The sequence below is a fragment of the Occultella glacieicola genome (genome assembly GCF_004353825.1).
GTDB lineage: Bacteria > Actinomycetota > Actinomycetes > Actinomycetales > Beutenbergiaceae > Occultella > Occultella glacieicola.
On record NZ_SMNA01000003.1, the window covers coordinates 166,874 to 191,789 of the forward strand.

At 72.5% G+C, this 24,916-nt stretch carries 26 protein-coding genes; 4 read left to right on the top strand and 22 right to left on the bottom strand.

The genetic code is table 11. The features are described from left to right. Positions 1-147 precede the first annotated feature (147 nt). From EXU48_RS06380 to EXU48_RS06390, 3 genes are all read left to right on the top strand, one after another. Positions 148-654: an aromatic ring-opening dioxygenase LigA gene (locus EXU48_RS06380; RefSeq protein ID WP_235856874.1), complete on the top strand. Its 507-nt coding sequence runs from the start codon at positions 148-150 to the stop codon at positions 652-654. A 70-nt stretch (positions 655-724) separates the two neighbouring features. Next, positions 725-1,360: an alpha/beta hydrolase family protein gene (locus EXU48_RS06385; protein ID WP_235856875.1), complete on the top strand. Its 636-nt coding sequence runs from the start codon at positions 725-727 to the stop codon at positions 1,358-1,360. Positions 1,361-1,458: 98 nt separating this feature from the next. Then, complete coding sequence (locus EXU48_RS06390; RefSeq protein ID WP_235856876.1) at positions 1,459-2,058, top strand: DoxX family protein; 600 nt, start codon at positions 1,459-1,461, stop codon at positions 2,056-2,058. A 143-nt stretch (positions 2,059-2,201) separates the two neighbouring features. Here EXU48_RS06390 and EXU48_RS06395 read toward each other — a convergent pair whose 3' ends face one another. The 14 genes from EXU48_RS06395 to EXU48_RS06455 form a co-directional block, all read right to left on the bottom strand. After that, positions 2,202-3,053, bottom strand: coding sequence for a DUF4097 family beta strand repeat-containing protein (locus tag EXU48_RS06395; protein WP_133106813.1), 852 nt, complete (start codon positions 3,051-3,053; stop codon positions 2,202-2,204). 46 nt (positions 3,054-3,099) lie between these two features. Next, positions 3,100-3,246, bottom strand: coding sequence for a hypothetical protein (locus EXU48_RS24445; RefSeq protein ID WP_165962703.1), 147 nt, complete (start codon positions 3,244-3,246; stop codon positions 3,100-3,102). An 11-nt stretch (positions 3,247-3,257) separates the two neighbouring features. Beyond that, positions 3,258-3,830 carry a hypothetical protein gene (locus tag EXU48_RS06400; protein WP_133106814.1) on the bottom strand — a complete coding sequence of 191 codons (573 nt, stop codon included), beginning with the start codon at positions 3,828-3,830 and terminating at the stop codon, positions 3,258-3,260. Between the two features lie 133 nt (positions 3,831-3,963). Continuing rightward, on the bottom strand, positions 3,964-5,052 hold the full coding sequence (gene alc, locus EXU48_RS06405; protein WP_133106815.1) for an allantoicase: 1,089 nt from the start codon (positions 5,050-5,052) through the stop codon (positions 3,964-3,966). Continuing rightward, a complete protein-coding gene (allB, locus tag EXU48_RS06410; protein ID WP_133106816.1) occupies positions 5,049-6,395 on the bottom strand; it encodes an allantoinase AllB in 1,347 nt (448 codons plus the stop codon). Before allB ends, alc begins: the two co-directional genes overlap by 4 nt. Then, the gene (locus EXU48_RS06415; protein WP_133106817.1) at positions 6,388-7,584 is read right to left on the bottom strand and encodes a glycerate kinase; all 1,197 of its coding nucleotides are present in this window, start codon (positions 7,582-7,584) and stop codon (positions 6,388-6,390) included. Before EXU48_RS06415 ends, allB begins: the two co-directional genes overlap by 8 nt. A gap of 4 nt (positions 7,585-7,588) precedes the next feature. After that, the gene (gcl, locus tag EXU48_RS06420; protein ID WP_133106818.1) at positions 7,589-9,364 is read right to left on the bottom strand and encodes a glyoxylate carboligase; all 1,776 of its coding nucleotides are present in this window, start codon (positions 9,362-9,364) and stop codon (positions 7,589-7,591) included. A 64-nt stretch (positions 9,365-9,428) separates the two neighbouring features. Further along, entirely contained in the window at positions 9,429-10,307 is an 879-nt protein-coding gene (locus EXU48_RS06425; protein ID WP_133106819.1) for a 2-hydroxy-3-oxopropionate reductase, read from the bottom strand. Positions 10,308-10,338: 31 nt separating this feature from the next. Continuing rightward, positions 10,339-11,163: a hydroxypyruvate isomerase family protein gene (locus EXU48_RS06430; protein ID WP_133106820.1), complete on the bottom strand. Its 825-nt coding sequence runs from the start codon at positions 11,161-11,163 to the stop codon at positions 10,339-10,341. 170 nt (positions 11,164-11,333) lie between these two features. After that, entirely contained in the window at positions 11,334-12,128 is a 795-nt protein-coding gene (locus EXU48_RS06435; RefSeq protein ID WP_165962704.1) for an FAD-dependent monooxygenase, read from the bottom strand. A gap of 137 nt (positions 12,129-12,265) precedes the next feature. Next, positions 12,266-13,078: an alpha/beta fold hydrolase gene (locus EXU48_RS06440; RefSeq protein WP_133106822.1), complete on the bottom strand. Its 813-nt coding sequence runs from the start codon at positions 13,076-13,078 to the stop codon at positions 12,266-12,268. Positions 13,079-13,152: 74 nt separating this feature from the next. Then, entirely contained in the window at positions 13,153-13,965 is an 813-nt protein-coding gene (locus EXU48_RS06445; RefSeq protein ID WP_133106823.1) for an alpha/beta hydrolase, read from the bottom strand. Further along, positions 13,962-15,026: a class I SAM-dependent methyltransferase gene (locus EXU48_RS06450; RefSeq protein WP_235856877.1), complete on the bottom strand. Its 1,065-nt coding sequence runs from the start codon at positions 15,024-15,026 to the stop codon at positions 13,962-13,964. Before EXU48_RS06450 ends, EXU48_RS06445 begins: the two co-directional genes overlap by 4 nt. A gap of 138 nt (positions 15,027-15,164) precedes the next feature. After that, complete coding sequence (locus tag EXU48_RS06455) at positions 15,165-15,923, bottom strand: AfsR/SARP family transcriptional regulator (RefSeq protein WP_207947642.1); 759 nt, start codon at positions 15,921-15,923, stop codon at positions 15,165-15,167. 83 nt (positions 15,924-16,006) lie between these two features. Here EXU48_RS06455 and EXU48_RS06460 point away from each other — a divergent pair, with 83 nt between their 5' ends. After that, positions 16,007-16,171, top strand: a complete 165-nt coding sequence (locus tag EXU48_RS06460) for a DUF1059 domain-containing protein (RefSeq protein WP_133106824.1) — start codon at positions 16,007-16,009, stop codon at positions 16,169-16,171. Positions 16,172-16,260: 89 nt separating this feature from the next. Here the strand turns inward: EXU48_RS06460 and EXU48_RS06465 are convergent, their stop codons facing one another. Genes EXU48_RS06465 through EXU48_RS06500 form a run of 8 tightly spaced genes read right to left on the bottom strand, consistent with a single transcriptional unit; the run spans position 16,261 to position 24,897 of the window. Further along, positions 16,261-17,439, bottom strand: a complete 1,179-nt coding sequence (locus EXU48_RS06465) for an XdhC family protein (RefSeq protein WP_133106825.1) — start codon at positions 17,437-17,439, stop codon at positions 16,261-16,263. Continuing rightward, positions 17,439-18,449 carry a glucose-6-phosphate dehydrogenase (coenzyme-F420) gene (fgd, locus tag EXU48_RS06470; RefSeq protein WP_133106826.1) on the bottom strand — a complete coding sequence of 337 codons (1,011 nt, stop codon included), beginning with the start codon at positions 18,447-18,449 and terminating at the stop codon, positions 17,439-17,441. The genes EXU48_RS06465 and fgd overlap by 1 nt, the downstream gene beginning before the upstream one ends. 29 nt (positions 18,450-18,478) lie before the next feature. Continuing rightward, positions 18,479-19,408 carry an NAD(P)-dependent oxidoreductase gene (locus tag EXU48_RS06475; RefSeq protein WP_133106827.1) on the bottom strand — a complete coding sequence of 310 codons (930 nt, stop codon included), beginning with the start codon at positions 19,406-19,408 and terminating at the stop codon, positions 18,479-18,481. Next, the gene (locus tag EXU48_RS06480; RefSeq protein WP_133106828.1) at positions 19,405-20,604 is read right to left on the bottom strand and encodes an enolase C-terminal domain-like protein; all 1,200 of its coding nucleotides are present in this window, start codon (positions 20,602-20,604) and stop codon (positions 19,405-19,407) included. The genes EXU48_RS06475 and EXU48_RS06480 overlap by 4 nt, the downstream gene beginning before the upstream one ends. Then, the gene (locus EXU48_RS06485) at positions 20,601-21,830 is read right to left on the bottom strand and encodes an MFS transporter (RefSeq protein ID WP_165962705.1); all 1,230 of its coding nucleotides are present in this window, start codon (positions 21,828-21,830) and stop codon (positions 20,601-20,603) included. Before EXU48_RS06485 ends, EXU48_RS06480 begins: the two co-directional genes overlap by 4 nt. After that, positions 21,827-23,068 carry an amidohydrolase family protein gene (locus tag EXU48_RS06490; protein ID WP_133106830.1) on the bottom strand — a complete coding sequence of 414 codons (1,242 nt, stop codon included), beginning with the start codon at positions 23,066-23,068 and terminating at the stop codon, positions 21,827-21,829. The genes EXU48_RS06485 and EXU48_RS06490 overlap by 4 nt, the downstream gene beginning before the upstream one ends. Next, the gene (locus EXU48_RS06495) at positions 23,069-23,950 is read right to left on the bottom strand and encodes a carbohydrate ABC transporter permease (RefSeq protein WP_133106831.1); all 882 of its coding nucleotides are present in this window, start codon (positions 23,948-23,950) and stop codon (positions 23,069-23,071) included. It lies immediately after the preceding gene. After that, positions 23,947-24,897, bottom strand: a complete 951-nt coding sequence (locus EXU48_RS06500) for a carbohydrate ABC transporter permease (RefSeq protein WP_133106832.1) — start codon at positions 24,895-24,897, stop codon at positions 23,947-23,949. The genes EXU48_RS06495 and EXU48_RS06500 overlap by 4 nt, the downstream gene beginning before the upstream one ends. Positions 24,898-24,916: the final 19 nt, after the last annotated feature.

Below are 24,916 nucleotides of genomic sequence, written 5' to 3' on the forward strand. Positions count from 1 at the left end.
CGCGCCGGGCCGTTCTCGGCCATGATGTGCGCAGGGTCACAGGTCGCCGGCTCCGAGCCGGGACCTCAGGCCCGGGTCGGACGGTCGGGTGTGGGACACGATCAGGTCATCCGATCCACCAACCAGCTCACCACGAGGGGAACTCCCATGAGCACCGACACCACCAGCACCGAAACCACGAGTCCGTCCGCGCCTGCGGGATCGTCGAAGTTCGTCAGGGTCACCGGACTGATCCTGCTCATCGCGGGGATCGTCTTCGTCCTCGCCGGGGGCACCACCTGGGGGGTCGTGACCGCCCAGCTGAAGGCCGAGGAGATCACGATCTCCGACGACGCCCGCTGGTTCGCCGGGGAGCAGGTCGGCGGGCCGTTCACCGCGTTCTCGCAGGCGGACATCATCAACACCCACGCCCTGCACGCCACGGACGGGCGCACCTACGCCGAGCTCGGCGCCGACATGGCGCAGGTCGAGGAGGGCAGCGCCGAGTACGAGGAGCTGGCCGCCCAGCGGGCGACCGTCATGAACGCCTCGTTCCTGCGGGCCTCGCTGTTCACGTCCGTCGTCGCCTACGGCGTCGCCGCCCTGGTCGTCGGTCTCGGCGTGCTGCTCGGCCTGTCCGGCATCGCGTTCCGCAAGCTCGGCACCACCGCCTGACCCAACCCCAACCACGGGCGCCGCGCGACCTCGCGCGGCGCCCGCGGCGCGTCCTGGCTACGATCCTCGGGTGGCCGCGAATCCTGATCCGATCGAGATCGAGACCAGCCACGGCCCGGCTCGGGTGCACTCGCGCCCCACCGCTTCCGACCGGATCGGGGCCCTGATCCTCGGGCACGGCGCCGGCGGCGGGGTCGGAGCCCCGGACCTGCTCGCGGCGACGTCCGCGGCCCGCGCCGCCGGCCTCGACGTCCACCTGGTCGAGCAGCCGTACCGGGTCGCCGGTCGTCGGGCGCCCGCGCCGGCCGCCCAGCTCGACACCGCGTGGCTCGAGGTCCTGGCCCAGCTGCGCCGCGAGTCCCTCGGCGAGGCCCCGGTCGTGGTCGGTGGCCGCTCCTCCGGTGCGCGGGTCGCCTGCCGAACCGCCGCCGACGGCGGAGCCCGGGCGGTCCTGTGCCTCGCCTTCCCGCTCCATCCGCCGGGCCGAGCCGGGGACCCCACCAAGTCCCGGCTCCCCGAGCTGGACGCCGTGAGCGTGCCCGTGCTGATCGTCCAGGGCGAGCGGGACCCGTTCGGGATGCCGCCGGCCGGCCCCGGCCGGACGATCGTCACCCAGCCCGGCGACCACTCGCTCAAACGCGACCTACCCGGCCTGCGCTCCGCCGTCGGGCAGTGGCTCGGCGAACTCCTACGGAATGGGACCTAGGCCCCATCAGCCGCGGAATGCCGCGGAAAAAGTGGGGACATTCGCCCCAGGATCACGGGGCCCCGGGTCGGAAGAATTACTCATGAACGGTCCACCAGATGAGGACCACTTCCCTGGAGGGGAACATCATGAGCAAGACCATCGCGGCCCCGGTCAACGAGGTCCGCACGCAGGAGGACATCGTCACCCGGCCGGGCGTGCGCAAGGTCCTCGCCGTCTCCCGGATCGTCATCGGCTTCACGTTCCTGTGGGCCTTCCTCGACAAGGCCTTCGGCCTGAACTTCTCGACACCGCCGGAGGGCTCCTGGCTCAATGGCGGCACCCCGGCGCAGGGGTACATCATGGGCATCGAGGGCCCGTTCGCCGGCTTCTTCCAGCTGTTCGCGAACCCGTTCGGTGACGCCCTGTTCATGCTCGGCCTGCTCGGCATCGGGATCGCCATGATCACCGGCGCCGGTCTGCGGATCGCGGCCGTCGCCGGCACCCTCCTGATGCTGTTCATGTTCCTGGCCGCCCTACCCACCGCGACGGCGATGGTGGACGGCGAACTGATCCGCGGCGCCACCAACCCGATCGTGGACTCGCACTGGCACGAGGCACTGCTGCTGATCATCGCGGCCGTCACCCTGGCCGGCGACACCTGGGGCCTCGGGAAGTGGTGGTCGTCGAAGATCGGCAAGCACACCTGGCTCCGCTGACCCGGACGCGCCGCTCCCGAGGGGAGACCCGGGGCGGCACCTCACACAAATGAAGACGAGCCTCGGCTCCCCCGTACTGCGGGTCCGCACCTCTCCCCTCGGGTGCGGGCCCGCGACCATGTCCGGACGGCCGGTTGGGCCGATCAGGCGCGGCGGACGAGCACGTCCCCGCTGACGGTCCGCAGCCGCAGGACGACGGCGCCGCCCTCGCCGTCCGGGCCGTCGCCCGGGGCGAGCTCGCTGCGGACGCTGCCCGAGACGGCGCTGCAGTCCAGCATCGCGGCCGTGCCGTGCGGGACTCCGACGGTGACGTCCCCGGATGCGGCCTTCGCGGTGATCTCCCCGTCGAGGGCGCGCCGGACCACGAGGTCGCCCGACCCGGTGCGCAGGCCGACGCGCCCGCCGACCTCCTTGATCGTGATGTCGCCGGAGCCGGTGGCTGCGTCGACGTCGTTGCCCTGGTCGACGCTGACGTCGCCGGAGCCTGTGCGGACCTCGAGGCTGCCGGCGTGCCCGATGTGGAGGTCGCCGGAGCCGCTGACGAGGTGGCCGGAGCCGACGGTGCCGACGGTCACGTCGCCGGAGCCGGAGGTGCTGTCCAGGTCCGCGGCGGCCCGGATCTCGACATCGCCCGAACCGGACCTGGCCCGGACCGCGGCGAGCTGACCACTGGTGATCACATCACCCGAGCCAGACTCGACGTCGAGGTCGGTGCCGGACGGGACGTCCACCTCGACGCGCAGCCGCGAGGAGCCGCCGAACAGGCGGGTCCGCATCGAGGGCACCTCGATGCGCAGGTCACCACCCTCGAAGGTGACGCGAGTCGCCTCGGCGAGCGCGCCGCCGTCGGACCCGCGGGCGATCAGCCGCACCCGGACCAAGCCCGGGACGTCCGCCGCATCCGCGGCATCCGCGGCGGCCAGGATCAGGTCACTGGCCCGGATCTTGGCCTGCACCCGGATCGGGCCGGTCACGGGGAACTCGTAGTCGGTCATCAGTTCCTGCTCCTCAGGGGCGAGCGCCCACGGACGTGGTGGGCGATCACAGGTTGGTGGTCGGACGGGGCCGGTTCGCGGTGAACCGGGTGCCGGTACGGGGACGACGGCGGCGGTTCAGCCGCGCGAAGTCCTCCTCGATCGGTCCGCCGATGCGGGTGGCGGCGATGGCGTCATGGGCGTTGTCGAACATGTCAGACCCTCTCAACGGACCCAGCCGGTCATGCGGCGACCGGTCTGGGTGAAGTTCGGTGCGGGCTGGTCCTGGGCCGGTGCGGCCAGGACCTTCTGGATGGTGCGGACCAGCCAGGAGTTGACGCTCAGGCCCTCGGTCGAGGCGGCGTCGTCGACGCGTGCCTTCAAGCCCTCGGGCAGCCGCAGCGAGATCCGGGTCGTCGACCCGTCCTCGTCGGCCTCGGGCGGCACGGGTGGCACGGGGGGTGCGGGCGGCCCCGGCGGCACCGGCGGCCACGCCGCCGTGCCCGGGCCACCCTGGGAGCCGAACGGGTGGGTGGGCTCGGAGTCGGCACCGCGGGGGCGCTGCTCCACGACGATCTCCGGGGCGCCGCCGCGCAGGCGGACCTCGACGACGTCGCCGTCCAGTCGGAGGGTGACGTCGGCGGCCACGTCGGAGGCGAGCTCCATGAGGCTCAGACGCAGGGCCGGCTCGAGGGTCTGGGAGAGCCGCTCGGCAGCCTCCTGGACCTCGGGCGATGAGGTGCGGGTGGCGTTGGCGAGCGCCTGCTGCAGCGACGAGAGGTAGGGGTTCAGATCCATGACGCCATCATGGCATCACTATGACGTCACGCGCAACCCCGAAATGGCATCACTTTGAAACGCGACGACATCAGGCTGGCTTCAGAGTGACGTCAGGCGTCTCCGAGGTGCCCGGAATCGGCCGATCCACTCGTCACGGGCGGGTCTCCTCGTACCGGGTGCGTGCCTTCGCCAGGTCCTCGTCGGACAGCTCACCCCAGGCTCGGAGCCGGGCCAGCCCACCATCGGGATAGACGTCCAGGCGCAGGTGCGTGGCCGGGGCCGTGGCGTCGGTGAGGAACCGGTGCCGGGTATCGGCCTGCACGGCGACCTTGGCGAGGATGTCGGTCCACCGGCCGCTCTCGCCGTCGGGACTGGTGTCGAGGTTCACGCCCGGGGCCAGGTCGGCGACGCTGAGCCGGACCCACCCGGGCGCGTTGCCGACGTAGTAGCTGGTGTCCACCTCGACGTGCCGGATGGTGCCGCGCTGGGCCAGACTGAAGATGGCGTAGTCGTTGCCGGGGCCGCGGCGGCGGGCGTTCTCCCATCCCTCCCCCATGTTCCGGGCCCGCCCGGGCAGGATGATCGCCGCCGGCGAGGAGTAGAACGCGTCAGAAGCGTACGCGAGGCTGCCGCCGTTCTCGGCCGCGGCCAGGTCGATGGTGCCGGTGAGGAAGTCGGGATCCGGGACGGCCTCGCCGTGCACCCGGAACCGGGCCACGCCGCCGTCGGGGTAGATGGACAGCCGCACGTGCGTCCAGCGGCGGGCCCGGGCCGTGTCCACGGCGTAGTAGTTCGGGGTATCCCCGAGCGCGTCGCTGCGCGGCACCAGCGTGTGCCAGTCGGCCTCGAGCAGGTCCGCGAGACCCGGGTAACCGTCAAGGGCCACCGCCTCCACCGAGATGAACGGCGGGTAGTTGCCGCGGAACCACGCGGTGTCGACGACCACGCCGTGCACCACCCCGGGTACGCCGAGGCGCACGATGGCCCAGTCGTTACCCTCGTCGCGGCGGCGGCGGGTCTCCCAGCCGTCATAGACCTTGCCCTTGTGACCGAAGTCGGCCGGGTCGAATGCGGGGCTGTGCGCGCTGATCAGGTTCTCGCGCTGCGCGAACAACTCGTCGTTCGCGGCCACTACCGAGCCCGCGAGCGCGCGGGATGCGAGGTCCGGGTAGCTGAGGAAGTCGGGGACCGAGTCCTCGTTCTCCGTTCCGGTACCTCCGAGGGCTGCCTGGGGGTTCATGCGTGTCCTCTCCGGAGCAGCGCTCCTCGTGGTGTGTGGAAATCCACCTCGACGCCGCGCAGCAGGGTGGTTCGAACCACTCCCGCCAGGGTCCGCCCGGCGTAGGCGGTGATGGGGTTCTTGTGGTGCAGGGCGGCCGGGTCGACGACGAACGTCTCCTCCGGCGCGAACACGGCCAGGTCGGCGTCGGCCCCGACGGCGATCGTGCCCTTGCGCGTCAGACCCGCGACCCGGGCGGGCCCGGCGGACATCCAGCCGACCACGGCGGCCAGGTCGACGCCGCGCTCGCGCGCTGCCGTCCACATGATCGGCAGCCCGAGCTGCAGGGAGGCGACGCCGCCCCACGCCTGACCGAAGTCGCCGGTGTCCAGCGCCTTGAGATCGACCGTGGAAGGCGAGTGGTCGGAGACCACCGCGTCGATGGTGCCGTCGGTGAGCGCCGCCCAGAGCCGGTCGGCGTTCGCACCCTCACGGATCGGCGGGCAGCACTTGAACGTGGTGGCGCCGGCCGGGACGTCCTCGGCGGTGAGGGTGAGGTAGTGCGGGCAGGTCTCGACGGTGATCCGGACGCCGTCGCGGCGGGCGCTGACGATCATCGGCAGCGCGTCCGAGGAACTCAGGTGCAGGATGTGCACGCGGGCGCCGGTCCAGCGGGCCCGTTCGATGACGACGGCGATCGCCAGGTTCTCGGCGCCGCGCGGCCGGGAGGCGAGGAAGCCGGCGTAGCCGGTGCCGTGCGCGGGCGGGGCGTGGCCGATCGCGCCGGCATCCTCGGCGTGCACGATCATCTGGGCGTCGAAGCGGGCGAGCTCACGCAGGTCGGTCTCGAGCTCGTCGGCGTGCAGCGGGGCGAACTCGTCCACGCCGGAGGGCAGCAGGAAGCACTTGAAACCGAACACGCCGGCCTCGTGCAGGGGCGCCAGGTGCGGGGTGCTGCCCGGCACGGCGCCGCCCCAGAAGCCGACGTCCACGAACCGTTTGCCCTCGCTCGCGGCGATCTTCGCCGCCAGGGCGGGCACGTCGACCGTCGGCGGGATCGAGTTCAGCGGCATGTCGATCACCGTGGTGACCCCGCCGGCCGCGGCCGCCCGGGTGGCACTGGCGAACCCCTCCCAGTCGGTGCGGCCCGGCTCGTTGATGTGCACGTGGGAGTCGACCAGTCCGGGCAGCAGCACCTCGTCGGTGGCCAGGGTGCGCACGCTCGTCCCGGCGAGTCCGGCGCCGAGCGGCGCGATCGCGGCGATCACGCCGTCGCGGATCCCGAGCTCGACGGCGGAGGTCCCCTCGGGTGTGACCGCTCGCTCGGCGCGGAGCACGAGGTCGTGGGCGGGGTGCTCACTCACCGGTTCGCCGTCCGGTCAGGTGGGTGCGGCCGAGGATCTCGCTGACGTCCTCGAGCAGTGGTCCGGCCTGGGCCACGCAGGTGGCGACGTCCGGCTCGAGGGAGGTGAGCGGGTAGACGGCGAGGATCCCGTTCTCGCGTAGGCGTTCCGCGGTCAGGGTGGTGCGGCCGGCGACGGCCACGGTGGGCACCCCGGCGGCGGCCGCGGCCGCGGCGACGCCGACCGGGGTCTTGCCGAACATGCTCTGCTCGTCGAGGGAACCCTCCCCCGTGATCACGAGGTCGGTACCGGCCACCCGGGCGTCGAAGCCGATCAGGTCCAGGACCACCTCGACCCCCGGCCGGCGGGTCGCGCCGAGCAGGGCCAGGGCGGCGAAGCCGAGTCCGCCGGCCGCACCGGCACCGGGGCCGGCGGCCACGTCGGCGGCGCGTCCGACGCCGGCCTCGGTGAGGGCCTCGACCCAGCGCGTCAGGCCGGCGTCCAGATCCGCGATCGCGGCGTCGTCGGCGCCCTTCTGCCCCCCGTAGACGGCGGCCGCGCCGTCCGGGCCGAGCAGCGGGTTGTCCACGTCCGAGGCGAGCACGACCTCGGTCGTCGTGAGCCGGGGGTCGAGCCCGGACACGTCGACGGCGACCAGCCGGCGCAACGCGTCCCCGCCCGGGCCGAGGTCGCCGTCGGGCCCGGTCAGCCTGAGCCCGAGCGCCTGGGCGAGCCCGGCGCCTCCGTCCGTTGAGGCGCTGCCGCCGACCCCCAGCACGATCCGGCGTGCCCCGTGGTCGAGGGCGTGCGACACGAGCTCGCCGGTGCCGAAGGTGCCGGACCGGCGCGCCGCGTCGTCGTCGGCGGCGGTGAACGCGAGCCCGGACGCGGCAGCCATCTCGATGACGGCCACCCCGTCCCTGGCCGCGTAGGTGGCCCGGACCGGCCCGCCCAGCGGGCCCGTCACCTCCACCTCGACCGGTGCGAAGCCGGCGGCGACGGCCGCTGCCACGGTGCCCTCACCGCCGTCGGCCACCGGCAGTTCGTCGATCTCCAACGCTCCCACCGCGCCCTCGGTGACCAGGCGGAGCAGGCCGGCCGCGACGTGCGCGGCGACCTCGGCCGCCTCGAGGGACCCCTTGAACTTGTCCGGTGCGATGAGGACCCTGGTCGGGGCTCCGGGATCTGTGGGCGCAGTGGCGTGTGTCATGCCCCTAGTCCAGCAGGGCGACGGCGGTCGGCGCATCCTCCGCGGAGATCGCCAGCGATTCGAACTCGAACACATCATCGATCTTGACACCCATCGAGATGTTCGTGACCCGTTCCAGGATCACCTCCACCACGATCGGCACCCGGAACTCGGCGGCCATCGCGGTGGCCTTGGCGAACGCCTCGCCCAGCGCGTCGGGCTCGCGGACCCGGATCGCCTTGCAGCCGAGTGCCTCGGCCACCTTGACGTGATCCACGCCGTAGCCGTCGAGCTCCGGCGAGTTGATGTTGTCGAACGCCAACTGCACCTGGTAGTCCATGTCGAACGCGCGCTGGGACTGGCGGATCAGGCCGAGGTAGGAGTTGTTGACCACCACGTGCACGTAGCCGATGTTGAACTGGGCGCCCACGGCGAGTTCCTCGAGCATGAACTGGAAGTCGTAGTCGCCGGACAGCGCGACCACGGTCTCGGTGGGCACCGCCTTCGCCACACCGAGCGCGGCCGGGCCGGTCCAGCCGAGGGGCCCCGCCTGCCCGGCGTTGATCCAGTGCCGGGAACCGTACACGTGCAGGAACTGGGCACCGGCGATCTGGGACAGGCCGATCGTGCTCACGTACCGCACGTCCCGCCCGAACGCCCGGTTCATCTCCTCGTAGACCCGCTGCGGCTTGATCGGGACCTCGTCGAAGTGGGTCTTGCGCTGCATCGTGCGCTTGCGTTCGGCGCACTCGGCGGCCCAGCCGGAGTAGTCCGGGACGGCGCCGGCGGACTTGCGCTCGCGGGCGACCTCGAGGAACGCCTCGATCGCCGCGCCGGCGTCGGAGGCGATGCCGTAGTCCGGTGCGAACACCCGCCCGATCTGCGTCGGCTCGATGTCCACGTGGATGAACGTGCGGCCCTGCCGATAGGTGGACAGCTCACCGGTGTGCCGGTTCGCCCACCGGTTTCCGATGCCGAACACCAGGTCCGAGGCGAGCAGGTTGGCGTTGCCGTACCGGTGCGCGGTCTGCAGCCCGGCCATCCCGACCATCAGCGGGTGGTCGTCGGCGATCGCACCCCACCCCATCAGCGTCGGGATGACCGGCACACCGAGGGTCTCGGCGAGTTCCACCAGGCCCGCCTCGGCGCCGGCGTTGACGATGCCGCCACCGGCGATGAACACCGGACGCTCGGCGGCCAGCAGCATGTCGACGGCCTTCTCCGCCTGGGCCCGGGTGGCCGCCGTGCGGTGCACCGGCAGCGGGGTGTAGGTGTCCGGGTCGAAGTCGATCTCGGTCATCTGGACGTCGACGGGCAGGTCGATGAGCACGGGCCCGGGACGGCCGGAGCGCATCAGGTGGAACGCGTGGGCGAACACCGCGGGCACCTGCCCCGCCTCGAGCACGGTCTTGGCCATCTTCGTCACCGGGGCGGCGATGCTGGCGATGTCGACGGCCTGGAAGTCCTCCTTGTCCAGCTTCGCCACCGGCGCCTGGCCGGTGAGGCACAGGATCGGCACGGAGTCGGCCCAGGCGGCGTACAGGCCGGTGATCATGTCGGTGCCGGCCGGGCCGGAGGTGCCGACGCACAGGCCGATGTTGCCGGCCTTCGCGCGGGTGTACCCGTCGGCCATGTGGGAGGCGCCCTCGACGTGGCGGGCGAGGACGTGATGGATGCCGCCGTGCGCCTTCATGGCGGAGTAGAACGGGTTGATCGCGGCGCCGGGCACGCCGAACGCCTGCGTCACGCCCTCCTTGGCGAGGATGGCCACGGCGGCGTCCACTGCTCTCATGCGAGGCATGGTTCGCTCCTTCGAGTCTTGGGTGGTGCTGGGTGAGGTCGGGGCGGGCGTCGGTGCCCGGGTATCAGTCGGTCCCGGAGAGGCGGGTCACGCCGCGGAACAGGCCGGAGTGGTCGAGGGAGCCGTCGCCGTTGGCGCGGGCCGAGGCCATCAGCTGGCCGACCAGGGAGCCGAGCGGGATCACCACGCCGGCCTCGCGGGCCGCGGAGGTGACGATGCCGAGGTCCTTGTGGTGCAGGTCGATGCGGAAGCCGGGGGCGAACTCGCGGCCCAGCATCTTGGCGGCCTTCTGGTTCAGCACGGCGGACCCGGCGAGCCCGCCGCCGAGTACCTCGACGGCCGCCTCGGTGTCCACGCCGTAGGCCTCGAGGAACACGATCGCCTCGGCCAGGGCCTGGATGTTCGCGGCGACGATCAACTGGTTCGCGGCCTTCACCGTCTGCCCCGATCCGTTCGGGCCGACGAGGACGACCGTCCTGCCGACGGCCGAGAAGACGTCCGCGGCGGCGTCGAAGTCCTCGCGCGTGCCGCCGACCATGATCGACAGGGCTGCGTTCACCGCGCCGGCCTCGCCACCCGAGACCGGGGCGTCCAGGATCCGGAAGCCCTTCTCCTTCGCCTGGTCCGCCAGGGCGACGGTCACGTCGGGCCGGATCGAGGAGAAGTCGATGATCAGGGTGCCGGGCCGGGCACGGGCGAACACGCCGTCGTCCGCGGTGAGCACCTGTGCGACGTCCGGGGAGTCCGGGACCATGATCGCGACCACGTCAGCGTCCGCGACCGCCTCGGCGATGCTCGCTGCGGCGGTGCCGCCGGCCTCGACGAGCGGCTGCGCCTTCTCCGGCGAGCGGTTGTATCCGACCACGGTGTGCCCGGCGCCCGCCAGGTGGACGGCCATCGGCGAGCCCATGATGCCGAGTCCGATGAATGCGATGGTGCTCATGACTTCGATGCCTCTCGTTGGTCGACGGGGTTCAGTTCGCGACGCGGGTGGCCGGCGCGAGCCACGCGAACGGGTCGGCCGCGCCCGTCTTGTACTCGAGGCCGAACCAACCGGCATAGCCCCCGGCGAGCAGGTCCGCGGTCCAGTCCGAGATCGGCAGGTCACCGGTGCCCGGCTGGTCCCGGCCGGGCGCGTCGGCGATCTGCACGTGGGCGATCCGCCTCCGATGGGCTGCGATCGCGGCGGGTACGTCGTCGCCGTTGACGGCGAGGTGGTAGACGTCGAGCAACAGGCCGAGGTTCGTCGCGCCGTGCTCGCCGGCCACCCGCTCGACGACGCCGATCGCGTCCGCCGCGGCGAGCAGCGGGTACCTGGGGGCGCCGCTGACGGGCTCGACGAGCACGGTGCCGCCGATGCGCCCGACGGCGGTGGCGGCGGCGGCGAGGTTGGCGGCCGCGAGGTCGTCCTGTTCGGCCGGGGAGACGCCTTCGATCCGGTTCCCGTAGAGGGCGTTGAAGGCCCGGCACCCGGTCGCCTCCCCGATCCGGGTGACCACGTCCAGGTTCGCAGTGAAGTCGTCGGCGCGCTCCGGCCAGGACACCAGGCCGCGGTCACCGCCCGGCATGTCCCCGGCGTTGAAGTTCAGCCCCGTCAACTGCACGCCGGCAGCGTCGAGCGCCCCGACGAACGCGTCGATCTCGTCCGCGCCCGGCGTCGACGTGGCGAACGGCCACCAGTACTCGACGGCGTCGAAGCCGGCAGCACCGGCGGCGGCCGGGCGCTCGAGCAGCGGGAGATCGGTGAGCAGGATCGAACAGTTCACGGTGTAGCGGGGCGCGGTGCCTGCGGCGGTCATCCGGAGTCCCTCCTCGAGATCGGCACATTCCGTATGTCGGAAGTATTATTCCTAGTGATGAAAGAATAGGAGAGATGGCCAGGTCCGTCAAGGGACCGATCCCGCCCGCTACCCCGCGGGTGTGCCCGAGCCCGCTGGGGAAGACCCGCGTGGTGCGCGCGGAACCGGGGTCACGGAGCAACGGGCGGCTCCGGCCGACCCGCAGGCTCGCGGAGCGGGCCGTAGGCCGCCCGGTACGAAGGCGGCCCGACGAGCGGTGCGACCACGCTCCGGAGCCAGGCCGGCAGCCGCGCTGTGCGGGAGAACCGGTCGGTCGCCGCCTGGACATGCTCGACCCTGGCGCGACGCCGGCGAGCGAACTCCAGACCGGCGCGGTCCCAGGCGTCGCGATCCTGGAGCACCTCCGCCAGCGCGAGCCCATCCTCGACCGCGAGCGCAGCCCCCTGCGCCCAGACAGGTGCGCTCGCGTGCGCCGCGTCGCCGACGAGGACGACCCTTCCGGTCGTCCACACGGCGGGGTTGATCTCCTCGAGCGGCGAGTGCAGCGGCGGGTCCTGCGACTCCTCCGCGGCGGCCAGGGCTGTGCGCACGACCTCGGGGAAGCCGCGGAAGAGGGCTCGTGTCCGGGCGAAGTCGGTCGTCTCGTCGCGGCCGGACACCCACCCGTAGACCCGGCCCGGCACCATCGGGATCAGGAGCACCGTGCCCGCAGGCCCGGTCCAGGCGACCCAGCAGTCGACCCCCGGGTCGGTGGCGACGAAACGCCAGCTGCTCGGCGCCAGGATCGACGGCCGCGCCCGGCGCCGGGGTGCGACGTGGCCGCGGACCACCGAGTGCACACCGTCGGCGCCCACCAGCACCCCACCTGCGTGCACGGTGCCGTCGGGGAGTTGGACCTCGGTGCCGCCGTCCACCTCGCGGACCGTCCGAACGGCGACTCCGAGCGTGACGGTCCCGGGCGACACGAGGCCGAGCAGCGCGGTGTGGCGGCCGCCGTCGCGAGACCCGCGATCCCACCACCGACGTTGAGGACGCGATCGCGGTCCGAGGTCCTGGGTGTCATCGGTTCTCCTCCGGGTGGGGAGCGGGTGGTGCTCGAACGTCACGGACCGGTGCACCGCTCGATCTCGCGTAGGAACGTCTCCAGCTCGGTGGTGAAACGGCCGGGGGCTTCGATGCAGCTGACGTGGCCGACGCCGGGCAGGACCACCAGGCGCGATCCGGGAATCGCGTCGCTGAGGGCGTCCGCGACGAACCTCGGTGCCCGGACGTCGGCCTCGCCGTGCAGCACGAGGGTGGGCACGTCGATCCGGGGCAGGACGTCGCGAAGGTCCGCCTCCGCCGAGGACAGCGCCATCGCGCGGAAGCCGCCCGGACGGAACGCCGCGGCAATGTTGTCGCGGGTCTCGGCGACCCGGTCCGCCGGGGCCGAGTCCGAGAACATGCTCGGCGCCAACGTCGAGGCGAACTCCGGGGCCGGCAGCACCGACGCCGCGAGGCAGGTCTGCAACCGCTGCGCGACCGTCTCCGCCGGCAACGACCCCGCCCAGCCGGCGTAGGCGCCGGCGAGGAAGAGCGCCCGCACCTGGGTCCCGTGCTGCCGCCAGTACTCGATCGCGAGGGCACCGCCGAACGACAGCCCGACCAGGACGGGCCGCCGGAGTCCCAGCGTGGAGATCAGGCCGGCGAGGCAGGTCGCATACTCGGGCAGCCGGAAGGATTCCGGCACGTCGGATGACCCGCCGGACCCGGGCGGGTCCCAGGAAACGACCGAGTAGGTACCCGACAGGGCGTCGATCTGGTGGTGCCAGGTCCCCGCCCCGTCGCCGACGAACCCACCCAGGAGGACGATCGGCCGACCGCGGCCTGCCCTCGTGAAGGCGATCCGGATCCCATCGACGTCGACGGCGTCCACATCTCGATGATCCCACGTGTCGTGCCGGGTGGGAGTGGCATCGAGGTGGCGGCCGGGACGCGCTCGCCGCGGCGTCACGGCACGTTTCCGCCGTGAGGTCCGGCGCTCGTCGTGACCGCGGCGCGAGCCCAGTCGTCGATGCGGTCCGCGACGTCCGGCCACCCGCCGTCGAGCATCAGGTCGTGGCCCGAACCCTCGACGACCACGGCTCGGGTGCCGTACGCACGCGCGGTCCGCTGCATCTCGGCCAGGGTGAAGAACCGGTCCTGCTCGGCCGCCACCACCAGCACCGGTACCCGGACCCGGTCCGGTCGGGGCCACACCAGGATCGTCTGCAGGAAGGCCAGGTAGGACTCGTCCCGAAGCCGGATGAAGGTGTCATCGACGAGTTCCTGGTCGGTCCGGGGCGTGAAGAACAGGTCGCGCACCATGGGGCGCGTGCGAACGAACGGCCGCATCCGCAACGTCGCAGTGGCGCGGAGCAGCTCGACCGGGTAGCGACGGGCGAGGCGCGCGACTGCCGGCAGCGTGCCTCGGACGGGGGTCGGCGCCAACAGCACCAGGCCCGCGGCTCGGTCGTGTTCCAGGAACTTCTGCGCCACCAGGCCACCCAACGAGTGCCCGACGACGACCAGCGGCGGCCGGCAACCGGCCGCCGCCTCGCGGACGTCCTCGACGTAGTCGTGGACGCCGTGCCGGATCCGCCCCGGCCGCCCGTCGTGGCCGCGGAGTTGGACCGTGCGGACGTCGTTCCCGAGGTCGCCGAGCCGCTGGGCCACCTCCTCCCAGCACCACGGACCGTGCCACGCGCCGTGCACCAGCAGGATCGTGGCTCCGGGTGCGGCCTCCCTGGCCGCCGTGGATCTCGTGGCGGGATCGGCAGTCATGGCCGCGCCTCGTACACGATGTTGAACGGTGTCTGGGTGACCCGCCCGAACCGGCCGAAGCCGGCCTGTTCGATGACCCGGGCGATCGGCTGCTCCCCCGCCTGGTTGCCGAGGGCATCCGGCGCGCCCTCGGCGATCGCATGCGGCACGCACAGGAACGTCGACAGCGAGTAGTAGAGCCGCCCGACCGGCGTCAGGTTGTCCGCCACGACGTCGCCGGCGTACGGCTCGACGATCAGCCACACGCCGTCGGCGGCCAGCGTGCTGCGGATGTGCCGGGCGGCGCCGACCGGGTCGCCCATGTCGTGCAGGCAGTCGAACGTCGTCACCAGCCCGAGTCCGCTGCCCGTGAAGTCCGCGGCAGCGGCGACGGCGAACTCGACCTTCTCGCCGAGCCCGGCCTCCGCCGTCAGCTTCCTGGCCAGCTCGATGGAGCCCGAGTCGTTGTCGTACCCGATCACGGTGGACGCCGGGTAGCTCTCGGCGAGGATCCGCGTCGAGGACCCGAGCCCGCAGCCGACGTCGGCGACCGCGGTGCCGTTGTGCAGCCGTTCGACGAGGCCGTCGACGGCGGGCAGCCAACTGCTGACCAGGTTCGCGACGTAGCCCGGCCGGAAGAAGCGCTCGCAGCCCACTGCGACGTCGTCCCCGTGCTCGCCCCAGGCGAACCCGCGCCCGCTGTGGAAGCGGTCGATGATCGCCTCCCGGTCGTCGAAGGCCGAGAGGGCCATCTGGAACGCGCCCGGGAGCACGAGCCCGTTCGGGTCGGCGAACGCGAGAGCCTGGGCCGGGGTCATCCAGTACTGGTCGGCATCCGGCAGATAGCTGACCAGCTTCCCGGCGGCCTGGCCGCGCAGCCACTCGCGCACGTATCGCTCGACGGTCCCGGTGTAGTCGGCGAGCTCGCGGGAGGTGAGTGGGCCGGCCTCGGCCAGCGCGCGATACAGGCCGAGGCGGTCGCCGATCACGATGTTGCCGGCGGCGCCCGTGGCTCCCAGGTCGGCGACGAAGCGGCCGAGCAGGTCGTTCAGCTCGGTCTCGTCGATGGTGGTGTTCGTCATTGGTCCCTCTCCTGACTCGGCCGAGCCCCGTGCTCGGGCCGTGGCTGTCAGCGTGATCCGGGGACCCTGGTCGGATGTTGGTCGAGGGTTGGCGGGACCTTGGCGGTCGACGACCGCGCGGCATGCGGACGCCGAAGCTCAGTGCAACAACTGCTGGTAGTAGCGCTGGACCGCTGGGCCGGGCTCCGTGCCGAGTTCCTCGGCGAGGATCAGGCGGAGCCGGCCGTAGCAGGCCAGCGCCTCGGCCTCGTTGCCACCGGCAGCGAGTGCGCGCATCAGCAGCAGGTGGCCGGTCTCGCGCAGTGGTGCCAGCTCGACGAGCTCACGGGCCGATCGCTGCGCGGCCGGCAGCTCGGAGTGGTCGATCCCCAGACAGGTCTGCGCGTAGCACTCCAGGGCGCGCAGGCGGACGTCGGCGAGCCGGCGGCGCCATCCCTCCAGCCACTCGGCGTCCGCCCCGGGCATGAGGGTTCGTCGGGAGACGAACAGCGCGGCGAGGCTCGCGTACCACGCGCGGTCCCACCGCCGGGCGGCGACCGCCGACTCGGCCCGGTGCAGTGCTGCGACCGCCCGGTCGACATCGACGTGGGCAGGCTCGGGCAGCACGATGGCCAGTTCCGCGCGTCCGCGGATCAGGTCGGCGCCGAGGGCGGTACGCAACCTGGAGATCAGCACCGTCAAGGCGTTGGCGGCCGCCGCCGGAGGGGCGTCACCCCAGAGTGCGTCGACGAGCACATCGCGGGGCATCGGCTGCGGCCGGTTCAGGACGAGGAACGCGAACAGCAGGCGGGCCTGCCTGCTCGCGAAGTCGTCGGCGTGGCTACGGCCCGCCAGCTCGACGGCGAAGGTTCCGCACAGTTGCACCCGGACGCCTGCGCCGTCGTGCACGATGTCCACCTCGACTCCCGCCTGCCTGGCGTGGAACGATTGTCAGCCCGCACGGCAGCGAAGCACAATCACGACCGGTCACAATGGGCACCATGAACCGTCAGGTACGTTGCGAGTGCGGGTTCACGGCCCGTGGCACGACCGACGAGGAGGTGATCGGGCTGACGCTCGCCCACGTCGCCGAGGTCCACCCCGACCTCGCCGCCGTCGAGACGGCCGACGACGTGCGTGGCTGGATCGAGCTCGTCCCGGAGTGATCGGCGCCGCGCGGGCCGCGCTGCGATTCCAGCCGTGCGGTCGAGGCGGTGCCACGACCACCCTGAAGGGGGCCGAGGGTGGCCGAGGATCAGGCCGACGGAGCCCCGTATCCGCCGACTCCCGGGTCGCGATGGATCGGTCCGGTCAGTTCCGCCAGCGGGAGACCGGATCCACCGGCGCGTACCGACACCACGTGGGACATGATCGACAGCGCGGTCTCGCGAGGGCTGCGGCCGGCCAGGTCGAGCCCGACGGGCGAGTGCAACCGGGCCAGGGCGTGCTCGTCGAGCCCGCGTTCGCGCAGGCGCTCGAGCCGGTCGGCGTGCGTGCGGCGCGAGCCCATCGCCCCGACGAAGCCGAGGTCGGCGCTGAGCGCGACCTCGAGCAGCGGCTCGTCGAACTTCGGGTCGTGGGTGAGCACGAGGACCACGGTGTCTGCGTCGACCCGGCCCGCCGTCAGTTCCGCGGCCAGGTAGCGGTGCGGCCAGTCGATCACGATCTCGTGGGCGTCCGGGAACCGCGCGGAGGTCGCGAAGACCGACCGCGCGTCGCACACCGTCACGTCGAAGCCGAGGAACCTGGCCATCGACACCACGGCGGCGGCGAAGTCCGTGACTCCGGCGACGATCAGTCGCGGCGGGGGCGCGAGGACGTCGACGAGCACGCGGATGCCCACGCCCTGACGGGAGCCGTCGAGCCCGTAGGTGAGCTCCTCGGCCCGTCCGGTCCTGAGCACCGCGGCGGCATCAGCCGCCAGTGCGGCGTCCAGCCGCGTGGAACCCGTCGCCCCGGACGCGTGGCCCAGGTCATCGACGCTCAGCAGGCCGCCCCGCCGGGCCACCGCACCCTCCGCGCACTCGACGACGGTGGCCAGGGCCGTGGCCCGCCCGTCCGCCGCGGTCCTCGCGAACGCGGTCAGCGCGCTCGCGTCGCCGTCGACGTCGGCAGGGCCGGTCGCGCGGCCCGGATCCACCCGTTGGACGAGCACCTCGATCGTCCCCCCGCAGGTGAGACCCACGGCGCCCGCCAACTCGTCGTTCACGCCGTACTGCACGAGGCGAGGGACGGCGTCGTCCAAGACCTCGCCCGCGAGCGCATGGACGTCTCCCTCCACGCAGCCGCCCGAGATCGACCCGACGACGGACCCGTCGCGGCGGACGATCATGCGCGCCCCACGCTCGCGGGGCGCCGAACTCCACGTTGAGACGACGGTGACGAACGCGAACGGTTCCCGTTCGCGTCCGATCGCCTCGAGGACGGCGTCCATCAAGCCTCGCGGGCCGCCCGCGCCCGGAGCCGGGGCAGGATGTGTTCGGCGTAGCGCTCGATGAACGCCGCCTGGTCCGCGCCGGGGTCATGGAACACGAGGTGCGTGAAGCCCATCTCGACGTAGGACCAGATGGACTCGACGTGCTCATCGGGGTCGTCCGAGACGATCCAACGGCTCGCGGTGCGCTCGGCCGGGAGGGCGTCGGAGAGCCGCTCCATCTCGACGGGGTCCTCGATCCCAGTCTTCTCCTCCGGGGTGAGGGCGAGCGCACCCCAGTTCCGGGTCGCCTCCATGGCGCCGGCCCGGTCGGCGTCGTAGGAGACCTTCATCTCGATCATCAGGTCGAGGTCGGCCAGTGTTCGCCCGGACTTCGCCGCCCCCTCCCCGAGCGCGGGCAGCAGCGTCCGGGTGTAGAGATCGCGGCCCTTGCCGCTGGTGCAGATGAACCCGTCGCCGAGGCGGCCGGCCAGGCGGGTGGCCGAGGGGCCCGAGGCCGCGATGTAGATCGGCACCGGAGACTCGGGCAGGTCGTAGATCGTCGCGTTGCGGGTGCTGTAGTAGGTCCCGTCGATGGTGACCCGCTCACCGGCCCAGAGCGCCTGGATGAGCCCGATGGCCTCCTTGAACCGGGCGAACCGCTCCTTGCCGTCGGGCCACTCGAGACCGAGGGGCGACTCGTTCATCGCCTCCCCGGAGCCGACTCCGAGGATCACCCGCCCGGGAGCGAGGCAGCCCAGGGTCGCGAACGCCTGCGCCACCACGCCGGGGTGGTAACGCAGCGTCGGGGTCAGCACACTGGTGCCCAGCAGCACCCGCTCGGTGCTGGCCGCGGCGGCCCCGAGCCAGGGCAACGCGGCCGGCGCGTGGCCGCCGTGGTGGCGCCACGGCTGCAGGTGGTCGCTGACGAACACCGAGTCGAAGCCTGCCTGCTCGGCGAGCACGGTGTAGTGGAGCAGGTCGCGGGGGGCGAACTGTTCGGCGGAGGCCTTGTAGCCGAGGCGCAGCATGGTGTTCCTTCTGGGGTCGGACGGGTGGGTCAGGGGGCGCCGAGTTCGGCGCGCACGGCGTCCCGCACGAGCGCCCGGACCCGCTGGCGGGCCTGCTCGGTGCCGGCCGCCACGTGCGGGGTCAGGTAGACGTTGTCGAGCTCGAGCAGCGGGCTGAACGGCGCCAGCGGCTCGGCCGCGAACACGTCCAGGGCGGCGGCGGCCGGGCGGCCGGCCCGCAGCGCGGTGACCAGCGCGGCCTCGTCGACGAGTTCGCCACGGGCAGCGTTGACGAGGACGCTGCCGGGACGCATGCTCGCCAGCCGGGGACCATCGAGCAGGTGTCGGGTGCTCTCGGTGAGTGGAGCGTGCAGGGTGACCAGGTCGCTCGCGCCGAGCAGCTCGTCGAGGTCGACCTGCGTCGCCCCGTCGGTGTCCGGCAGTGGTCGCGGGTCGCTGCAGAGCACCCGGGACCCGAAGCCCCGCAGCCGGTCGCGCACGGCACGGCCGATGGCGCCGAAGCCCACGATGCCCACGGTCATGGCGCCGAGTTCCCGGCCCAGCGGGCGGGTGTGCCAGCCGTCGCTGCGCAGGTCCCGGTCGGCACGGACCCCATCGCGCAGCGTGGTCAGCATCGCCATCAGCGTCCAGTCGGCGACGGCCTCGGCGTTGTAGCCCGGGGCATTGAGGACCCGGATGCCGACGGCCTCGGCGGCAGCGAGGTCCACCACACCGTCGAGGCCGACGGCCGGGTGCACGAGCAACCGGCAGCGCCGCATCCGTCCCAGCACGGCCGCGTCGAGCGGGTATCGACGGGCCGCGTCGCCCACCACGAGGTCCGCCCGGGCGAGGTCCGGCACCAGCACCTCCAGCGGTGCCCCGTCGGCGAGCACCACCTCGACGGGTTCGTCGAGGTCGGCGACCCAGGACTCGACGAGCGCACGCGGGTAGGCGGACAGGCACACCAGCACCGTGCTCATCGCTCGGCCCCCACGACCCGCTCGGCGACCACGGTGGCCCGATCGATCGCCATGCCGAGTCCCGGAGCGGTGGGGGCGGCGACGTGGCCGTCGACCGGGCGGATCGGGGCCGCGAGGAAGTGCTGGTACATCGGCATCAACCGGTCCAGGTACTCCATCTGCGGGATCAGCGCGGGCGAGGCCGCGAACGTCACCGCGGCATTGCACTGCAACGACTGACCGTGTGGGATGAGCTGCCCGCCGGCGGCGCTGATCAGCGCGATGATCTTCGTGGTCTCCGAGATGCCGCCGTCCCAGTGCGGGTCGGGCTGGTACAGATCGAGGGTGTCGGTGGCGATCAGGTCGGCGTATCCCCAGCGGCCGTACTCATGTTCCCCACCGGCGATCCGTACACCGTCGGGCAGGCGGTCGCGCAGGGTCCGGTACCCGGCCGCCTGGTCGGCGAGCAGCGGCTCCTCGATCCAGGTCAGGCGCAGATCGCGGGTGGCGTGGGCGACGTCGAGCGTGAACGGCACGTCCCAGCCGCTCCACGCGTCCAGCATGATGTCGATGTCCGGGCCGGCCGCGTCGCGCACCGTGCCGACGAGTTCGACGACGGCGTCCACCCCGGCCCGACCGTCCTCGGGGCCCCAGCGCGGGAACCACTTCAGCCCGCGATAGCCGGCGCCGACGAGTTCCGTGGTGCGGGCCGCGACCCGCTCCGGCTCCAGGCTGTCCCCGAGCGTGGACACGTAGGCGGGGACCTCGGTGCGGGTCGGTCCACCGAGGAGCACGTGGGCGGGTACGCCGAGGTGCTGGCCACGGATGTCCCAGAGCGCGCAGTCGACGGCGGAGAGCGCCACCATCCCGGCGCCACGGCGCCCGTGGATCGAGGAGCGGTACAGCACGTCCCAGATCCGTTCGGTCGCGAGCGGGTCGGTGCCCAGCAGCAGCGGGCGCAACGTGCGCATGATGATGAACGCCTGCTCCGGCGAGAGCTGCGCGGTGCTCCCCACCAGGTGGGTGTCGGTCTCGACGTGCAGGAACGTCGAGCGGATCTCGTACCGGCCCGGGGCGACCTCCGCGAACTCCTGTGGTCCGGTCCCCCGGAACTGCGGGTAGATGTCGTTCGGGCGGCGCAGCCGGTCGGCGAAGATCGGCTCGGGGGCGGCCAGGTGCCCGACGTACTCGACGCACCTGACGTCGGTGATGATCACGGGGTGTCCTCTCGGTCGGTGCGTTGCGGGGCCGTGCGTGCGGGCTCCGGCTCCGGTTCCGGCTCCCGGCGGGACAGCATGGGCACCAGCCCCATGATGCCCACGACGGCGACGACGGCCGCACCCGCGAGCAGTGCGCCGTCCCCGCTCCAGGCGGTACCGGCCACGAAGGCGAGCACGGACGCCCCGGCCGCGGTTCCGCCGTCGAACGCCGCGTTCCAGACCGCGCTGGCGGTCGGCGCGTCCTCCTCGGGAACCGCCCGGTAGCTCAGGTCCAGCAGGACCGTCTGCATGCCCCCGTAGGTGAGGCCGAACAGGGCCGCACCGACCATGAGCGTGCCCACCGCATCGTTCGCGAGGCCGTGCGCGGCCAGGAGCAGGCCGACGACGCCGGCCGCGAGCAGCAGCGGGTACAGGCCGCGGTGACCGATCCGGTCGGTGAGGTGGCCGATGCGCCAGCGGGCCACCATGCCGACGGCCCCGTAGAGCAGCAGGGCGGCCCCGGCGGTGGAGCCGGCGGGCAGTTGCAGCGGCAGGATCGTGACCAGGCCACCCCCAGCCGCGGTGACGGCCAGCAGCACCGCTGCCGGCATCAGCAGCGGCAGCAGGACGCGGCGCCACGACGTGGCCCCATCCTTCGGGCCGCCGAGCGGCACGGTGGAGACCGAGCGGGCCGCGAACAGGGCCAGCACCGGCACGAACCCGAGCGCAGCGACGACGACGAAGGCCCCGCCGAGGGTCAGCGCGGCACCGCCGGCGATGCCGAGCATCATCGGGATCGCGGCCGCCAGGCCGAAGATGCCGATCGCCTCCCCCCGGCGGTGGACGGGCGCCGCGCGGGGGATCGCGAGCGCGCCGACCACGGTCACGATGGCGAACCCGACGCCCCGCACCGCCGAGATCGCGTACAGGGCCCAGAGGTCGGTGCCGAGCAGGTACAGCGGCGTCGGCAGGCCGAGCAGCAGGCAGCCCGCGATCAGCAGGGTGCGCGTGGAGTACCGGCGCATCAGGGTCGCCGAACTGAGCTGGGTGATCACGGTGACGCCCAGCATCACCCCGGTCACGGTCCCGACCACGGTGTCCGCATGGCCCTGCTGTGCTGCCCAGGCCGGCAACGCGGAGAGCGTGATGGAGAAACTGGTCAGGCCGGCGAAGCAGAGCACGAAGACCGCGCGGATCTCCTTGATCGCCCACAGCGACCCGGTGCGGGTACCGACGACGCTCACCGGGCCACCTCGAACAGGGGGCCGGAACGGTCGACGGCGGTGCGTGCGACGAGCCGTCCGGCTCGCCAGACGAGGCGCTCGGCGGGGGCGAGCGCGACCGCGTCGCGGACGGAGTCCGCGCGGATCGCGACCAGGTCGGCGCGTGCGCCCGGCACGGGGCCGGCCGGGGCGCGGCCGATCACGGCGCGCGCGTCGGCGCTGACCATGGACCACGCGCGCTCCGGGCTCTGGTGCGCCGCGGTGACCACGAGCGAGGCGGTCTCGAGCGGGTCCAGCCGGCCGGTCGGGTTGAACGGGTCGCGCGTGTTGTCGCCCCCGGCCGCGACCCGGACACCGGCCGCCAGGAGGGCGTCGACGGCGGTCAGGCCACGGGGCCGGGGCCAGGCGTCGCGGCCCTGCAGGTACAGGTTCGTCGCGGGCAGGGTCACCACCGATACCCCGGCCGCGGCGGCCTCGGCCGCCACGTCCGCGACCACGCCGGGGGCCTGGAACCCGAGGGAGACGCAGTGGCTCGCCGTGACCGGGACCCCGGCCTGCGGGGCCAGCCCGGCCAGCCGGCGCAGCAGCAGCATGTCCGGGTCGGAGGTCTCGTCGAGGTGCAGGTCGACCGGCACACCCCGCTCGGCGGCGACCGCCACGCACTCCTCGAGGGCGGCGACCGGGTCGACCTCGTTCGAGGGGTTGCCCCCCACGGCGTCGGCGCCGGCGTCCAGGGCGTCGGTGAGGCGGGTCCGGTGCCGGCGCCAGGTCTCCCCCGGCCCCGGGCCGCCCACATGGGCGACCAGCTCCAGGTCGACGACCTCGCTCAGCTCCTCCCGGACCGCTGCCAACGAGGCCACCGCACGCACCCCGAGAAGGCGACCGCACCCCACGTGCGTGCGCACCGCCGTCGTCCCGTTGGCGACGAGGGCGCGCAGCGCGCGAGCGGCCCTGGCCCGCACGTCCGCGTCGCTCGCGTGCGCCAGGATCGTGGCGTACCCGGCCATCGCCCCGGTCAGGGTGCCGTCGCCGGCGGGGACCCGGTCCGCGGTGAACACCTTGTCCAGGTGCGCGTGCGGTTCCACGAACGCCCCGGCGAGCAGGTACCCGGACAGGTCGGTGCTCGGTCCGGCAGTGCAGTTCGTGCCGTTCGGGCAGGAGCCGGCCGGGTGCACGGCGGCGACCAGGTCGCCCTCGATGCGGACGTCGACGCGCTCACCGGTGGGCAGGTGCCCGCCGCGCAGGAGGTGCGTGGTCATTCAGCCCTTCACCCCGCCGCCCGCGATCTGGGTGACGTACCGCTGCAGGTACCCGAAGATGGCCAGCACCGGGATCATCACGAGCACACCGGCCGCGAGGAGTCGGCCCCAGTCCGTGGTGAACTCCCCGATCAGGGAGTTCAGACCCACCGACAGGGTGCGCTTGGCGTCGGTGTCGATGAACGTGTTCGCATACAGGAACTCCTCCCACACCTGGATGATCGTGAACACCGCCGCGGCCATCACGCCGGGCAGCGCCGGGGGCAGGACCACCTGCCACAACGCCCGGAACCGGGAGCACCCGTCGATGAAGGCCGCCTCCTCGGTCTCCACCGGTACGGCCATGAAGTAGTTGCGCATGAGCCAGATGCAGAAGGGCAGGGCGAACGAGACGTAGACCAGGATCAGGCCGACCAGGGAGTCCAGCAGACCGAGCGTCTTCACGGTGATGAACAGCGGGATCGCGAGCATGACCGCCGGGAACATCTGCGCGGCCACGACGATGAGCAGCATGCCCCGGTTCCCGATGAACGTGAACCGGGCGAACCCGTAGCCGGCGAGGATCGCGAGCAGCAACGCGATCGTGGTGGTCGCCGCCGCGACGATCACGGAGTTGGCGAAGTAGGTGAAGAAGTTCGTGTCCGCGATCTTCTCGTAGTTGCCGAGGTACAGGCCGCTCGGGAACAGGCTCTTGTCGACACCGTTCAGTTCCTGCGGCGTCTTGAACGAGGACAGCACCATCCAGGCGAACGGCAGCAGGGTGCCGAGCAGGAGCAGGACGGCGACGGCGTGGGCGCCGGGCGAGGCGTACCGCCGCTCCCGGCGGCGGGGCCGGGTGGGCGACTTCCGTCGGGCCGGGAGGGTCTCGTCGACGATGCTCACCGCTTGTCTCCCTTGCGTCCCTCGACCACGTAGAAGTACACGACGGCGACGGCCATCATCATCACGAAGATGATCACGGAGATCGCGGCGGCCCTGCCGAAGTCGAACTCGATGAAGGCGGTCCGGTAGGCCATCGTGGTGAGGATCTCGGTGGCGCCCACCGGTCCGCCGCGGGTGAACAGCCAGATGCCGTTGAAGTTGTTGATCGCGCCGGAGATCGTGGTCAGGGTGACCAGGGCGAGTGACGTGCGGATCCCGGGGACGGTCACGTTCCGGAACCGCTGCCAGGCGTTCGCGCCGTCCATCATCGCGGCCTCGTGCTGCTCCGGCGGGATCTGCTGCATCCCGGCGAGCAGGATCACGGCCGTGAACGGCGTCCACTTCCAGGCGCTGATCAGGACCAGGACGGGGAGTACGAACCGGGTGTCGGCGAGCCAGACCGGCGGGTTCTCCCAGAGTCCGGTGTCCCGGAGCAGCCCGTTGATGGGGCCGGAGACGGGGTCGAGCAGGAACCGCCAGATCAGCGCGACCAGCACGGTCGGCACCACCCACGGCACGATCAGGGTGGTCCGGACGGCGCCCCGGGCGAACAGCCTCTTGTTCAGCGTGTTCGCGATGACCAGGCCGAGGCCGACCTGCACGATGAGCGCGGCTCCGGCCCAGGTGAGGGTGCGGCCCATGACGAGCCAGAACGTCGGGTCGCCGAACAGAGCCGTGAAGTTGTCGAGGCCGGCGAACGTGTCCTGCCCCGGCGCGAGCAGGCTCGCGTTCAGGAAGCTGGTGCCGATCGCGTTGAACACCGGATAGCCGATGATCAGGGCGATGGCCAGGAAGGCGGGTCCGATGTAGAGGATCGGTGCCAGTCGTTGCCTGCGGACGCGCTGCTTACGCGCATGGGCCGCCTGCTCCGGGGTGGTGCGGGGGCGCTCAGTGGTGATCGTTGCCATGGTCTTCCTGGCTCGGGTC

What these genes read in the sequence shown, in the direction of transcription:
- EXU48_RS06430 (WP_133106820.1), bottom strand. Translation starts at nt 11,163, where the DNA reads ATGACCGCCGCAGGCACCGCGCCCCGCTACACCGTGAACTGTTCGATC.
- EXU48_RS06390 (WP_235856876.1), top strand. Translation starts at nt 1,459, where the DNA reads ATGAGGACCACTTCCCTGGAGGGGAACATCATGAGCAAGACCATCGCG.
- EXU48_RS06465 (WP_133106825.1), bottom strand. Translation starts at nt 17,439, where the DNA reads ATGGACGCCGTCCTCGAGGCGATCGGACGCGAACGGGAACCGTTCGCG.
- EXU48_RS06460 (WP_133106824.1), top strand. Translation starts at nt 16,007, where the DNA reads ATGAACCGTCAGGTACGTTGCGAGTGCGGGTTCACGGCCCGTGGCACG.
- EXU48_RS06475 (WP_133106827.1), bottom strand. Translation starts at nt 19,408, where the DNA reads ATGAGCACGGTGCTGGTGTGCCTGTCCGCCTACCCGCGTGCGCTCGTC.
- fgd (WP_133106826.1), bottom strand. Translation starts at nt 18,449, where the DNA reads ATGCTGCGCCTCGGCTACAAGGCCTCCGCCGAACAGTTCGCCCCCCGC.
- EXU48_RS06400 (WP_133106814.1), bottom strand. Translation starts at nt 3,830, where the DNA reads ATGGATCTGAACCCCTACCTCTCGTCGCTGCAGCAGGCGCTCGCCAAC.
- EXU48_RS06425 (WP_133106819.1), bottom strand. Translation starts at nt 10,307, where the DNA reads ATGAGCACCATCGCATTCATCGGACTCGGCATCATGGGCTCGCCGATG.
- EXU48_RS06445 (WP_133106823.1), bottom strand. Translation starts at nt 13,965, where the DNA reads ATGACTGCCGATCCCGCCACGAGATCCACGGCGGCCAGGGAGGCCGCA.
- EXU48_RS24445 (WP_165962703.1), bottom strand. Translation starts at nt 3,246, where the DNA reads ATGTTCGACAACGCCCATGACGCCATCGCCGCCACCCGCATCGGCGGA.
- EXU48_RS06395 (WP_133106813.1), bottom strand. Translation starts at nt 3,053, where the DNA reads ATGACCGACTACGAGTTCCCCGTGACCGGCCCGATCCGGGTGCAGGCC.
- gcl (WP_133106818.1), bottom strand. Translation starts at nt 9,364, where the DNA reads ATGCCTCGCATGAGAGCAGTGGACGCCGCCGTGGCCATCCTCGCCAAG.
- EXU48_RS06450 (WP_235856877.1), bottom strand. Translation starts at nt 15,026, where the DNA reads ATGACGAACACCACCATCGACGAGACCGAGCTGAACGACCTGCTCGGC.
- EXU48_RS06380 (WP_235856874.1), top strand. Translation starts at nt 148, where the DNA reads ATGAGCACCGACACCACCAGCACCGAAACCACGAGTCCGTCCGCGCCT.
- EXU48_RS06500 (WP_133106832.1), bottom strand. Translation starts at nt 24,897, where the DNA reads ATGGCAACGATCACCACTGAGCGCCCCCGCACCACCCCGGAGCAGGCG.
- alc (WP_133106815.1), bottom strand. Translation starts at nt 5,052, where the DNA reads ATGAACCCCCAGGCAGCCCTCGGAGGTACCGGAACGGAGAACGAGGAC.
- EXU48_RS06490 (WP_133106830.1), bottom strand. Translation starts at nt 23,068, where the DNA reads ATGACCACGCACCTCCTGCGCGGCGGGCACCTGCCCACCGGTGAGCGC.
- EXU48_RS06415 (WP_133106817.1), bottom strand. Translation starts at nt 7,584, where the DNA reads ATGACACACGCCACTGCGCCCACAGATCCCGGAGCCCCGACCAGGGTC.